The organism is Pseudobdellovibrionaceae bacterium, from assembly GCA_020635075.1.
In the GTDB taxonomy this organism is placed as follows: Bacteria; Bdellovibrionota; Bdellovibrionia; order Bdellovibrionales; family UBA1609; genus JADZEO01.
Genome location: JACKAM010000001.1, coordinates 318637 through 331119, shown reverse-complemented (window position 1 = coordinate 331119; position 12483 = coordinate 318637). Strand labels below are relative to the sequence as shown.

The 12483-nt window shown below is 50.6% G+C and carries 12 protein-coding genes; 5 read left to right on the top strand and 7 right to left on the bottom strand.

The features are described 5' to 3' along the window. The first annotated feature begins 35 nt into the window (after positions 1 to 35). The 4 genes from rsmG to H6624_01280 all read left to right on the top strand — a co-directional run bounded on the left by rsmG (position 36) and on the right by H6624_01280 (position 5125). Entirely contained in the window at positions 36 to 827 is a 792-nt protein-coding gene (gene rsmG, locus H6624_01295; protein ID MCB9082944.1) for a 16S rRNA (guanine(527)-N(7))-methyltransferase RsmG, read from the top strand. Next, the gene (locus H6624_01290; GenBank protein ID MCB9082943.1) at positions 824 to 1570 is read left to right on the top strand and encodes an RNA methyltransferase; all 747 of its coding nucleotides are present in this window, start codon (positions 824 to 826) and stop codon (positions 1568 to 1570) included. The genes rsmG and H6624_01290 overlap by 4 nt, the downstream gene beginning before the upstream one ends. Before the next feature lie 34 nt (positions 1571 to 1604). After that, positions 1605 to 2660, top strand: coding sequence for a radical SAM protein (locus tag H6624_01285; GenBank protein MCB9082942.1), 1056 nt, complete (start codon positions 1605 to 1607; stop codon positions 2658 to 2660). Between the two features lie 197 nt (positions 2661 to 2857). After that, complete coding sequence (locus tag H6624_01280) at positions 2858 to 5125, top strand: hypothetical protein (protein MCB9082941.1); 2268 nt, start codon at positions 2858 to 2860, stop codon at positions 5123 to 5125. Positions 5126 to 5132: 7 nt separating this feature from the next. Here H6624_01280 and H6624_01275 read toward each other — a convergent pair whose 3' ends face one another. The 7 genes from H6624_01275 to rpmI form a co-directional block, all read right to left on the bottom strand. Then, positions 5133 to 6029: a hypothetical protein gene (locus tag H6624_01275; protein ID MCB9082940.1), complete on the bottom strand. Its 897-nt coding sequence runs from the start codon at positions 6027 to 6029 to the stop codon at positions 5133 to 5135. Next, positions 6022 to 6936 (bottom strand): diphosphomevalonate decarboxylase, encoded by a 915-nt coding sequence (locus H6624_01270; protein ID MCB9082939.1) that lies wholly within the window; start codon positions 6934 to 6936, stop codon positions 6022 to 6024. Before H6624_01270 ends, H6624_01275 begins: the two co-directional genes overlap by 8 nt. A gap of 56 nt (positions 6937 to 6992) precedes the next feature. After that, positions 6993 to 7964 (bottom strand): hypothetical protein, encoded by a 972-nt coding sequence (locus H6624_01265; GenBank protein MCB9082938.1) that lies wholly within the window; start codon positions 7962 to 7964, stop codon positions 6993 to 6995. 8 nt (positions 7965 to 7972) lie between these two features. Continuing rightward, a complete protein-coding gene (locus tag H6624_01260; GenBank protein MCB9082937.1) occupies positions 7973 to 9304 on the bottom strand; it encodes a hydroxymethylglutaryl-CoA reductase, degradative in 1332 nt (443 codons plus the stop codon). Then, entirely contained in the window at positions 9289 to 10353 is a 1065-nt protein-coding gene (locus H6624_01255) for a type 2 isopentenyl-diphosphate Delta-isomerase (protein MCB9082936.1), read from the bottom strand. The genes H6624_01260 and H6624_01255 overlap by 16 nt, the downstream gene beginning before the upstream one ends. Before the next feature lie 87 nt (positions 10354 to 10440). Further along, a complete protein-coding gene (rplT, locus tag H6624_01250) occupies positions 10441 to 10785 on the bottom strand; it encodes a 50S ribosomal protein L20 (GenBank protein MCB9082935.1) in 345 nt (114 codons plus the stop codon). A gap of 15 nt (positions 10786 to 10800) precedes the next feature. Next, complete coding sequence (gene rpmI / locus H6624_01245) at positions 10801 to 10998, bottom strand: 50S ribosomal protein L35 (protein ID MCB9082934.1); 198 nt, start codon at positions 10996 to 10998, stop codon at positions 10801 to 10803. 186 nt (positions 10999 to 11184) lie between these two features. Here rpmI and H6624_01240 point away from each other — a divergent pair, with 186 nt between their 5' ends. After that, a complete protein-coding gene (locus H6624_01240) occupies positions 11185 to 12465 on the top strand; it encodes a hypothetical protein (GenBank protein MCB9082933.1) in 1281 nt (426 codons plus the stop codon). Positions 12466 to 12483: the final 18 nt, after the last annotated feature.

Here is a 12483-nt window from a genome sequence, read left to right as displayed (position 1 = left end):
ATGATTTTCTAATTCTCTTCAATTATTAAGACTTTATGACGCATAGAAAACCCAGGCCGCCGGCCTCTGTCAAGCCCCGATCCAAGAACTCAATTGGAAGAGGAAAAACTACTCAGCGCGAGGGCCGCGGACGCCACCGAAAGCCGGAAAAGATCTACGATTTTACCGAGGCTGATAATCGCATTTACGACATCTTCCGCCATCACGATTTTGGGGACTATCCCCACGAAAAGCGCCACCAGCTCACTCGCTTTTACCAGATCCTCATGCAGCACCAGCACAAAGACAATGTGACCCGGCTCCTCACCCTCAGAGACGTGGCGATTAAACATTTTATCGACTGCCTGATGGTAGACCGCTTCGTCGACCTGCGCTTTCCCCTGATGGACATGGGAACAGGCCCGGGATTTCCAGGGATTCCCCTGAAAATCCACTATCCGGACCGGCCCATTTTGCTGGTCGAAGGGGTCGAGAGGCGAGTTCAGTTTCTCAAAGCGGTGAGGGATGAGCTGAACCTTAAGGAACTGAATATTATTGGCCGCTATGTGAATACCGAATTCGAGTACCCCATTCACTCGATCATCACCCGGGCCGTATCAGATGTGAGCGACACTCTGCTTAATGTTTCCCAGTGCCTTCAGGTGGGAGGTTACCTCTACTTGATGAAAGGCCCTAATGTGGACAAGGAGATTTTCCAAGCCAAGGAGAAATGGGGCCAGTACTACCGGTTAATGAATGACATCCCCTACGAAATCCCTGCAACCCCCCATCAGCGCCGGTTGCTGGTCTATGAGAAAATAAACCATTGGCAGAGGGATTCAGAATGAAGGTCATATCCAGCAAATTCAACAGCCGCTACCGGTACTGGAAAGACCTCCTGGAGAGCCGGGGGCTCAAGCAATCGGGCGATTTTCTAATCATCGGCCGTAAACTTGTGCCAGAATTTCTGGAGCGCCACCCAGAGGCTATCTCCGAAATACTGCTCTATGACACGGACCAAAGGGATGAACTTCCTTTAACATCAACCGCCCAAATCTACCTGGTCGACAAAGCTCTGTTTAAACAAATCGACGTCTTTGGCACCCACTATCCCATCGCTGTGGCCAAACAATCCCCCATGGACAAATGGGAAAGTAAATCGTCACCCACCGGACTTGAGGTGTTTTCCGCTCTGGGGGACCCCGCCAATCTCGGTGCCCTGCTGCGCTGTTGTGAGGCCTTTTCTGTCAAAAAACTGATTCTACTTGAGGAATCCGTTCACCCTTTCCACCCCAAGTGTGTGCGCGCCTCGGCGGGAAGCTGTTACCGGGTTCCCCTTGAATGGGGACCTTCTATCCATCAGGATTTAGGCTCTTTTCATGCTCTTGATCAATCTGGAGTCAATCTGACCGGATTTTCCTGGCCCGAGAATGGTCGCCTCCTGTTTGGCGAGGAAGGGAAGGGCCTTCCCGAAAACAAAAAGAACCAGTCCCTACTGCGCATTCCCATGAACGACAGCCTGGAGTCGCTCAATGCGGTGAGTGCCGCCAGTATTGCCCTTTTCCACTATCGCTTGCAGTACCCTTGTTGAACGATTAGGCTCAAGCACAATGGGGGAAAGTTCCATGGCTAAGAGCAAAAACAATCCGTCGGGTAACAAATCCATAGTTTTGGTGAATGCAAATGGAGAAGGCAAGTCCTACTCGGCCGAAGAACTGTTGGCCCGAGAGTGGAACACCTGGCAGGGTTGGTACTGCGCTGCCGGGGTGGAAAACCTCTACGTCACCCATGATGGCTGCCTTTTTAGCGCCGTCTGCCGCGAAGGCGGATTTTTGGGCAACATCTATGACTCCTATGTGGAAATGCTTGAGGACTATGTTCTCTGCAAAAAAAAGTGGTGCATGTGTGGGACCGACATGGCTCTGCGCAAATTCAAACATAAAGACCACAAACACTTGGCTTATAAAGACCCCTTGGCTGAATTGCCTGAAGATCCTGCCGAGTATTTGGCCGTCCAGCCGATCTACCAAAGTCACTGCATCCCCAAGCAGGTGACCTGGGACATTGGCCGCCGCTGCAACTACTCCTGTAGCTATTGTCCCCCATCGGCCAGTAACACCTATGAGTCTCACCGTAGCTGGGGCAGTCTCAAACACGGTGTGCAAAATATCTTTAAAGCCTTTGTTAAAGGTGATCAGTGTAAATTTAACTTCAGTGGTGGCGAGCCCACCTTCAATCCCTCATTCTTAGACCTGCTCAAATGGATTAAGGACCATCCACCTGAAAACAAACCCAACCATCATCATGTCTGTCATGTCACCACTAACGGTAGCCGGGAACCTGAGTACTACGAGGAATTGATCGACTACACGCAAATCGGCATCAGTGTTCATTTCGAGTTTGCTGACGACAACAAACTTCTTGAAACCATTAGGGCCATCGTCGCCAAAAAGAACAAAACCCAGGACCTTCGCTGGCAATGGTTCGGAGTCCGACTCATGGTCCCTCCTGGCTACCGCGATCGGGCTGAGAATTTAATGAGGAAAATTTACGAAATTCCCAACTTCAGGGATCATGGGCAATTGAACATTTCCCCGATTGTGCGCTTTGCTCCCGGCTACGAAGGGCATTTGGCCGACTACGAGCCGGATGAAAAGGCCTTTATCGAGGCCCACGGTTAACTACTTGTTATTACTATTGCAAATGTAAGCCGTTCGATTCCTCCTCTGCACCCAATTGAGGAGCCACCAAAACTTGGGCATGTGACAACGGTCTCGACACCTGCGGCCCTCATTTCCTGCGAACCACTGGCTCCAGGATTGCAAATTACCCTATTGGGTTAACTGAGAGCGATTAGATTCAACAGTAGGGTGGGATCATGGGTAGTCATGGCAAGGGTCTGTTCTGTCTTTTGTTTGTCTTAATGACGTTGGGCTGCAATCCACTAGACTCCAAAAAATTTGATAGTTCTAGTTTAGGTAATCAGGAACACCTGATCGCCAATGGAGTCGATCCCTTTGCCGCTAGCGGCGGGGAATCAACTTTGTTCATAAAACACTATGCCAATCCGGTTTTCGATGTGCGAAAAAGCTCTATCCCGGCATGGCGAAGAATACATGCAGCCAATGTCTCTGTGCTGCCGCCATCGGAGAGCGGAACCAACACTTGGCGCATGTTTATGCGTGGGTCAGGCGAAATAAACGGGTATCACGACACCATTGGCTTGTTCACTCAGCCAGTATCCAGTTTCAATCCGTTTGGCCCCTGGCAGGAATTTGCCGGTAACCCAGTTATTCGCAATGGTGCTTCGGGATATGATGAAAAACATCTCTTGGATGGCTCAGTCCTCATGGGACCTAACAATACTCTATATCTCTACTATTTAGGCGTCACAAATGATCCAGCAAGGTACAGTCTCAATGGGGCCTATTCAATGGATGGAGGAGTGACATTTACCAAGTTTGCCAACAACCCTCTATCCACCTCCTTTGGACCCAACGATGTGGTTTTCCACAATGGAAACTATTATACTTATTTCGCCAAGACCAATAGCTCAGGCCAATTCGAGATTTACCTGTCTATCTCTGCTCAACCGAATCAGCTGAGTACCAATCATATTAAAGTCCTTCCGGCAGGACAGACCGGAGCCTTTGACAGTAAATCAGTCATGGGGGTCAAGATCTTTAGGGTCCCTGGCGACCCCAAGTGGTTTATGATCTATCAAACCAGTGATCGCTTTCTCGACTATCCAGATCGTTTTCATGTTGCCTACTCCCGAGATTTAAAAACCTGGCGAAAGGTTTACCATCCCCTCCCCGCTCTTGTCCGTGGACAGCTGGGCAAGTGGGACCAGGGAGCGATTTGGACTGGATCCGTCTTTGATTATAACGGCCGACTTTACACCTACTACGAAGGTTGGGGCTCATTTACCAATGATTACAATCGCGACGAGCTCTACTACCTCGGTGGAAACTCCAGAGTGGGAATCGCCAGCGTGGATATTTCCCAATTTCTTGCCTGGGCCCATGCCTACAATCCCGATGGAACCGTCCCAAGGCAACCGACTGGATATACGGGATTGGTTAGCTCAAATGGAACGGTCAGTGGTTGGGCCTACGACCCCGACTACTCCTTTAGAAGTATTAGAGTTCACTATTATATCGACGGCAAAATTATTGGCGGGCTCACCGCAAACATTTATAGGCCGGATGTAAATCAAGCCAAAAACATCACTGGTAACCATGGTTTTTCTATCAACATCCCAAGTACCTATTTTGATGGGAAAAGCCACCGCCTCAGGGTCGTCGCCGTTGATACCTATGGATCGAGTCCGAACAAACTCATTGGAGATCGCACATTTACTTTGGGTGGGCCACAAGGTTCTATCGGCGTTGTTGATGGCCTGGACTCAAACGGCCGCGTCTGGGGCTGGGCCTTCGATCAAGACAACACTTCGACTAGCGTTTCCGTTCAATTTTACGTCGATGAGGTACTTAAGGGATCAACACCTGCAAATCAAAGTCGCCCTGATGTCAACACTGCCTACTCAATCTCTGGCAACCACGGATTTTCCTTCCAATTGCCATCATCTGTTTTAAATGGAGTCCCTCACATTCTGAAAGTCTACGCTCTAGATAGTCAGGGATTCTCTCCCAAAAAGCTGATTGGTACAAGAAGCTTTACCATCGGAACACCTTCTGTCCCCCTCATTAGTAACGGACCCTTCAAATGGAATGATGGACCCCAAGGCTACGGTGCTATCTACGGCTCTTCGAACGGAAGCTATTGTTGGATTGGCCACGAGCTGGTGTACATGCTTATGTACAACCAATTGATTCCATCCAGCTTGCGGCAAATCTCTGGACCAATTGCTAACTCCTACACCGGTAGCTGCCCGATCCCGCAAAAAATGCCCGGGGTTGGATGCTTTAGATCCACTGTCAGTGGTTACACCCCCGCAACTGGGTACTACTACACTAACGGAGCAGGGGCCTGGTGCCACTTTGGCGGGGGATATTCGGAATACGTGAACCGATGCGGGAGTGGGAAACCCTCTTCCCTTCTAAACGGCACGGGCACCATCAGGATCGATGAACTTGCGGATCTCATTGTTCGCAACCCCAATCCCGGGCGATGTAACTATTAGATTTGGCTCATGCGGGAAACAGTCGGTCGCGCACGATGGCCGGGGGCTCTTCTTCCCACAGACTGAGGGCATAACCCCCACCGCCTGAGCCCGTCGGTTTGACGGCCACCGCACCCTTTTGTTTGAGCCACTCCAAATGACGGCCCAATTCTCCTTGGCTGAGTCCCCATTCCTGAAAGCAGCGATTGGCTTTGCCCACCGCTTGTTTTAACAGCGGCCAACCCTCGACCTCGGGTAAAGTGAGCGCTCTTTCGGACTCCTCAACCGCCTCACGCATTTGTTGGTCCAATTGCTCGGCTCGAACCTTATCATGGGCCCACAGATCCTTGACCTGTTGAACACATTCGGAGGTCACTCCCCGCTTACCACTGTAGGACAAATACCAACGGGGGCGCCATTTGAGTTCCAATGAAGTTCTTTCTCCACCGCGCATAAAGCGAAGTCCACGGCCTTCGAGGGCCACAGCAATGTCCACTCCACTGCTCTCACCATGAAAGACATTTTCCAACTGACGAGAAAACTCATAAACATCCGCTTCCTTGATCCAACCCAGTTCCCGAAACCATTTGCCCACGGCCACACAAAGAGCTGCCGAGGCACCAAGACCAGAGCCTAAAGGAACGTGACAATCCAAAGACATCTCACCGCGCAAATCACCGCGAGTTTTTTCCACCTTCTCAAGAGCCCTCTCCACCAATCCCCAAAACAGCAGGGAAAACTCCTCACCGTGAGGACCTGTAAAACTCACCTTGGATGGCTCATCGAGATGGATCAATTCCACATCGACAAAGCGACTCTCAATGGGAAACACCAATGCTGGACAGCCACGCAGTACCGCATGCTCCCCAGCGAGTATCCATTTGCCAAAGGTACGAAAGGACTTTCCGTCAAGATCCTTAGACATTGCCAATCACCTGGCCGTAAGCGGACAAATCAGCCTTAAGCTCTTCCGCCATTTGTCTTTGGCTGTCCCGATAAAGCAAATGCACATTGGCTCCTGCATCCATGGTCACCCATGGGCCGTCCTGGTTGTTCTCCCAATACTGAAAAACATGCTTTAGGACCTGACGAGAAGATTCGGTCATATAGGAAAACGCCGGTTCGCTGGTTTCAAAGAGCTGGTGCATATCCTGAAACTCATCCCAACAAACTTCAAATCCTGTCCTCCAATCCCTCTTATTCAGGGCCTCGGTTAACTTCTTAAGGCGAGATTCAGCCCGCTCCACTCGCCCCGAAAAATGGGGGCTCGTTACCACTCTCCTATGGGCTTCACTGGAGGAGACCTCTTTTTTTCCTGCTTCGACAATAACTGCTTGGTGCAAAAGATTCTGCACGGGAAATTCTACCCCCGCAGCTCCTTCGCTTTGCCAAAGAGCCCAGGAGGAAAACAGGGACCGGCAAGAAGAACCGCTACCCTTGCGACTTAGTTCTGACAATCGTTTCACATCCAACTGATCCGTAATTTCCGGGCGCTTATCACGAGCCAACTCCGCCGCCGCCAAAGTAAGGGCAGCAAAACTAGACGCTGAACTGGCCAACCCACAATCTGACGGAAAATTATTGGCCGAGCGAACACAATAAATGCCTTCAATCTGCCATACTTCTTTGAGCATTTTGAAATGATTCAGAAAACGTTCCATGCCCCGATAGGACAACTGCGGAGGAGTGGGATACTCTGGGTTTTGGAGAGCTTCCCACGAATCATCCTTCCCACCTGACGGAACAATCTCGACCGCTGTGCGAAGGTAATCGAGCGAATAGGACAAAGACCCATTGCTGGGACGATTTTCTTCGTGAGAGGTCTTCCCCATGTATTTGATTAAGGCAATGTTCGAAGGTGCTGTCGCACGCCACACAGTTTCTTGATTCACGGATGATCCCCCTCATCTCTTGAAAACACTGGTCCCTGATAACGATGGCCACTCACTGGAATCGATGCCGTATCCACTTGCAGGCGCAAGCCCTGGTCTAAATCACCGACTCCAGCTTCATACCTTAATCCCAATTGTTCACCTAGGCTGACAATCCCAGCTCGGTTCTCCGGGCGATGGAGTACCAAAAGGATATCGGCTCCCATGGCGCCACAGCCCTTCACCGCTAGTACCTGTTCTGAGGCCCGTAAACCCTCTACTGCCGGAATCACCTTTTCATGTAGGAGCCCCATGTCCTGCAACAGCCGACCATAGCGAGCAACACTCTCCACAAACACTTGATCTTGCCCGTGATGAAAGGCCACCAGGGCCCGATCCAAATCCGGCCTGAGTTCACCAAAATGAGTCCCTTGGAGAGAACCCAAATGGCTGTGAGTGGGGGTTTTTTCGTGGGTCCTAAATAAACTAAAACTTAGACGAGCAAAGGGCCAACTTGGGCTCTGGAGAGAAAAGGGGTGCGATTGAAATTGCGTCAATCCCCCCATAAACTGAGCCATCACATCGGCTCCACTTGGTGCCAGACCTTGCCCGTCCCAAGCCACTGACCGAAACGCCTGCCACAACTTCTGTGGTGATAGGGCTGCAGCCCATTCAGTCATCGGGGTTTCTGCCAAAACCGACCAAGTATAGGCCGCCAAAAATTGGGCACTTGAAGCTCCCAATCCACCGCGACCGACATGAGGATCCTGAAAACGAATGGATGCATTCTGAAACAGCACATTCTGCTGACGAATCCACTTTCCAGCTGGACTGCTGGGATGAATCCCCTCGCAAGAACCCCCCTGACCCAGTTCTAACTCCAAAGTAAATCTGGGACCGGTTGCCGCCAAAAGGGCTGGGCTGCCACCAAGAACTGCGTATTCACCCAAAAGAAATGATTTTCCTGGTGCCGAGAGAATAACTTTCATCGCTCAACCTAAATCGACTTTTCTGGCGATAGGGTCGGCGGTTGAATTTTGCTACGCAATTCCTTCAACACGTCGACTGCCTGACTCAAGGTAATGCGCTTAGTGAGGGCCAGAATTTCCTCCAAGCGTTTTTGTACGATAGGAATTTCTTTGTCCTGGGCTCCTGCAGCTAAAGTGAGATTTTTGATGTGCAACTTCATATGTCCCTCAATAATTCCCACGGTCGTCAAAGCCCGCAAGGCACCCAGATTCTGCACTAATCCGACGGCGGCACAAATTCGTGACAATTCATCAGCCGATTGAACTTTGAGCATGCGCAAGGCCATTTGTGCTGTAGGATGAAGTTTCGTCACCCCACCCACGACACCTAAAATCACCGGAGCTTCAAAGGTTCCAACCAGTTGACCTTCCACTTTTTTCCAGATGGTGAGCGACCGATACTGCCCGCTGCGGGCTGCATAGGCATGAATTCCCGCCTCTACCGCACGCCAGTCGTTACCGGTTGCAATCAGAATGGGATCGATCCCATTCAGAACACCCTTGTTGTTGGTCGCTGCCCGATATGGATCTTGCTGGGCAAACAAGGACGCTTCCTCAATCCGGTCCATTTCCTCTTCACTCAGGCCATTGATTTCGATCCGAGCCCGAGTCAAACGGGTGTCGACGAGATTTGAAAGAATACACATGGTGACAGTTTCACCAGTTATTTCTTGTATTGGGCCTTTGAGGAATTCGCAGACTTGATTCATGATATTGGCGCCCATTGCTTCACAGGGGTCTGCCAGGACATGGACGACGCCCATTTGGCCCCCATCCCCACGCTCCACAAACCTTACCTGGATATCGCGCACTCCACCGCCACGTCGAACCAAACCAAAAGCCACTTCTGTATTGGCCGATGAAATGAGCTCCTCTTTGTGAGCCTCGATAGATGTCTTGAATTTTTCTGCGTCTTTAATGCGATTGATCTGAATCTGACCAATGATATTCTTACCAATGGTTTCCGTTGTAATTTTGCCTTTACCCCGCAGCCATTTGGCTGTCTTTGATGCCGCAGCAATAATTGAGGTCTCCTCCACTGCCATCGGGACCACACGGGGAAGCCCGTCGATCACCAAATTGGAAATCACTCCCATCGGCAATTGAAAGTAGCCAATCACATTCTCAATAAACTTCTCCGCCAGGTCCATGCCATGGAGGCCACCAGTTTTAAGATATTTGATGTCTTCAGAATTGAGTGCTCCCATTTTAGCCAAACGCCGAAAGCGTTCCTCACGGGACAACTTGGAAAAGCCCTCAAACAAATCCTGAACTTCCTGATGATCTACCTTTGTACCCATGACCAGATCCCTTTGCTCTGCAACTCTGAGATATTCCCACAACCCGTACAAAACAGTGCTGTCTTCAGCTCAAACTCCATTCTTTCCATTTCCTGATGAAGCTGGACTTCACCCTTGAGCGCCGCTTTAAGAATCGGCTTGGCGAAACCAACAATTCGTGCACCCATCGCAAGAACTTTAGCTCCGTCTAACCCAGAGCGCAGTCCCCCAGATGCCCAGACTTCATACCCCGGGGCCATTGAAAGGCCTAACTCCAGGGATTCTACCGTACTGACTCCCCAATTCCAAAAACTTCGTGCTGCCTGAGACTTGACGCTCCCTGACTGAGAGCGTCCGCCTTCAATTCTTCCCCAATGGGTGCCACCAAAACCACTCACATCAACAGCGGCCACTCCCACTTCTTTCAGCCTTTCGAGAGTCGGACCAGAAAATCCACAGCCTGTTTCCTTGAGAATGACCGGAACGGACAAACCATTACACAAGTCCCTCAGGGCCTTAAATCCTCCTTTAAATTGGGGAGTGCCTTCTGGCTGCAAACATTCCTGTAATGGATTGGTGTGAATAATCATTGCCGTGGCTTCGAGAGAATCGACGAGGGCCTGCACCTGCTCCAATGGAGTGCGGATCAATTGGGAGAGCCCTAAATTCCCTAACATGATGGCCTTAGGAGCCTTTGCGCGAAGACTCTTCCACTCCTGAGCTGCCGAAGGATCGTTCAACTCCCGCCTTTGAGAGCCAACACCCATTAGCCAACCACGGGTTTCACAGGCCTTAGCCAAGCGGAGGTTAAGGTCTTCTCCATCCGGATGCCCCGCCGTCATGGAGCTAACCAAAAAAGGCGAAGCAAGTTCCAGACCTAGTGAGTGGGTATTGATGGAAATCTCCGCAAAATCCAACTCCGGCAAAGCCTCGTGACGGAGCTGAATGCGATCCAACCCCGAGGCCCCAAGTGCCTCGTTGGTATCATCCAAGGACAAACGAATGTGATCTTGTTTGCGATTCTCAAACTGCTGGGGGGGCTCTCCGGAGGAACCCTGAATGGACGCCATTTTGTCTGTGTCCTCCATCCTCCAACTCCCCGTTTAAAGAGGTTCCCCGTTTACAGGAAACCTCTTCCATTATCAGTCAGATTGAGATCAACCCAGAGCCTGTTTAACGATTTGGCTAAAAGCCGCCTCGTCGTGTACAGCCATGTCGGCCAAGGCCTTGCGGTCCAACATAATGTTGGATTTTTTCAAAGCATTGATCAGTCTGGAGTAGGTTGTACCATTAAGGCGAGCCGCTGCATTGATTCGAATGGTCCACAAGCGGCGCATTTCCCGCTTCTTAACCTTACGGTCGCGGTAGGCAAAAACCATTCCACGATCATTCTTTTCCACCGCATGGGTATAGCAGTTACCACCAGCGTTGCGGTAACCTTTGGCCCGCTTCAGAACTTTTTTGTGACGACGTCGAGTCGTAAATCCACCTTTAACACGCATAAGTCACCTCTCCTTTTACAGCACCAACTGGCGCTCGACCTGATATTCATTGGAAGGATTCACGTAAGTTTTCTTGCCGAGATGGCGCTTACGCTTAGAACTCTTCTTTTCCAGAATGTGGCGCAGGTTAGGTTTCTTAAACTTGATTTTACCGCTGGCTTTAGGGCGAAAGCGTTTCTTAGCCCCGCTATGGGTCTTTTGTTTCACTGTTATCTCCTCTCTGAAAGGGCGGGTCGGTCAAAAATTGCCGAACCTCTTTTAGGCCGTTTTCAGCGTTTTCAGTCAAAACGAAGGGTTACGTATACTACGCTGGGCAGTATGAGGCAAGGGGGAAATCTTCACCAACCGGATCAGAACTGGCCTTGAAGGGCTCTCCAAACCATTAATATCATTAGATTTATGATGCGTCCTCTGAAGAACCTGTGCGCCGCTCTCCTCCTCGGCCTCCTGTCCCTCGGCTTTGCCGTCCTTGCGGCTGAAGCCTTTTGCCGCTTTGGTCTCCATAATTCCAACTCCCGTCGGTTGGGAGCGAGTCACCACTTTCGCGCCTGGAATTCCACCGGGATACAAGCCGTCTCCCCGCCGCTTGAGGTGGACCAAGCCCCTGATGAGCCTTGTCGGTTTACTGACTTGATCCGTGCCCACCCCTACTTAGCCGTGGTTCAAAGCCAGCCCTGTGGGGCCAACCCCTTAACCCGAGCCCATACCGAATCCCAAAACCCTCTCCCTTTTCAGCGAAGTAAGGACGCCTTTCGCATCTTGGTGATTGGCGGGTCCGTCGCTCATCAATTTGCCAATTTTCCCAGTGGAGAATCCTGGCTGGAAAAGATCCTTAATCAGCGGTTTGAGCCCCCTAAAGGAGATCGCTTTGTGGTCATCGGAGGAGCTGGCGGAGGCTGGTACCAACCCCGACAACTCATCATGGTCGGACTCTATGGCAACTCGGTCGATGGAATCATCAATATCGACGGCTACAATGACGCTTTGGCCATTACAACCGACCACATGATGGAACAACCCAACCCCCTCAACTACTTCAGCACTCACAAACAATTGTCCACCCTGCCCATTGATTTCCTGTTGAAGATCAGCGGGGGCCTTTACCGGTTAGCCATCGGATCGATCCTTGAACACTCCTTTTTTATCTATGATTTGTTTGCCTCGTTAGTCGGTGTGGTCGAATCCTACGTGTTGGATAACCCCAACAATCAATTCAATGAAGCCCTTTACAATTACTTCAAGCTCCCTGAGGACTGGACCACTGAGCAAAGATATGAGTGGAATTTAGATCGATATGAAAGCATGAGCCGTCAAACCGCTGCCATGTCCGAGGCGATTAAGGTCAAATATGCTCACTTTCTTCAGCCGATCAGATGGATCTCTAAAGAACTCACGGATGAAGAAAAAGTGCCCTATCAGTTTCTCACCGCCAACCAATATCTACCCCTCGTGGAAGTGATCCAGAAAATGGGCTCCGACGGCCTACCCGCCTTTGAATTAACTTCTCTTTTTGCTCACGAGAAGGAACAAATCTACGCCGATAATATTCATTTCCTATTATCCCCGGATGGTAACCAAAGTCGGGGCAACGAGCTTATGGCCGTTCATATTGCCAACCAACTGGAATTGACTTGGAAGCTCAAACGCAAAGCGGGCACCACCGCTGGTGTTGCCCGCTGATTCAATCTCAAATTTGCA

Excerpts from the sequence above, each read along its gene's own strand:
- rsmG (MCB9082944.1), top strand. The coding sequence starts at position 36 with ATGACGCATAGAAAACCCAGGCCGCCGGCCTCTGTCAAGCCCCGATCC.
- H6624_01290 (MCB9082943.1), top strand. The coding sequence starts at position 824 with ATGAAGGTCATATCCAGCAAATTCAACAGCCGCTACCGGTACTGGAAA.
- H6624_01285 (MCB9082942.1), top strand. The coding sequence starts at position 1,605 with ATGGCTAAGAGCAAAAACAATCCGTCGGGTAACAAATCCATAGTTTTG.
- H6624_01280 (MCB9082941.1), top strand. The coding sequence starts at position 2,858 with ATGGGTAGTCATGGCAAGGGTCTGTTCTGTCTTTTGTTTGTCTTAATG.
- H6624_01275 (MCB9082940.1), bottom strand. The coding sequence starts at position 6,029 with ATGTCTAAGGATCTTGACGGAAAGTCCTTTCGTACCTTTGGCAAATGG.
- H6624_01270 (MCB9082939.1), bottom strand. The coding sequence starts at position 6,936 with ATGGGGAAGACCTCTCACGAAGAAAATCGTCCCAGCAATGGGTCTTTG.
- H6624_01265 (MCB9082938.1), bottom strand. The coding sequence starts at position 7,964 with ATGAAAGTTATTCTCTCGGCACCAGGAAAATCATTTCTTTTGGGTGAA.
- H6624_01260 (MCB9082937.1), bottom strand. The coding sequence starts at position 9,304 with ATGGGTACAAAGGTAGATCATCAGGAAGTTCAGGATTTGTTTGAGGGC.
- H6624_01255 (MCB9082936.1), bottom strand. The coding sequence starts at position 10,353 with ATGGCGTCCATTCAGGGTTCCTCCGGAGAGCCCCCCCAGCAGTTTGAG.
- rplT (MCB9082935.1), bottom strand. The coding sequence starts at position 10,785 with ATGCGTGTTAAAGGTGGATTTACGACTCGACGTCGTCACAAAAAAGTT.
- H6624_01240 (MCB9082933.1), top strand. The coding sequence starts at position 11,185 with ATGATGCGTCCTCTGAAGAACCTGTGCGCCGCTCTCCTCCTCGGCCTC.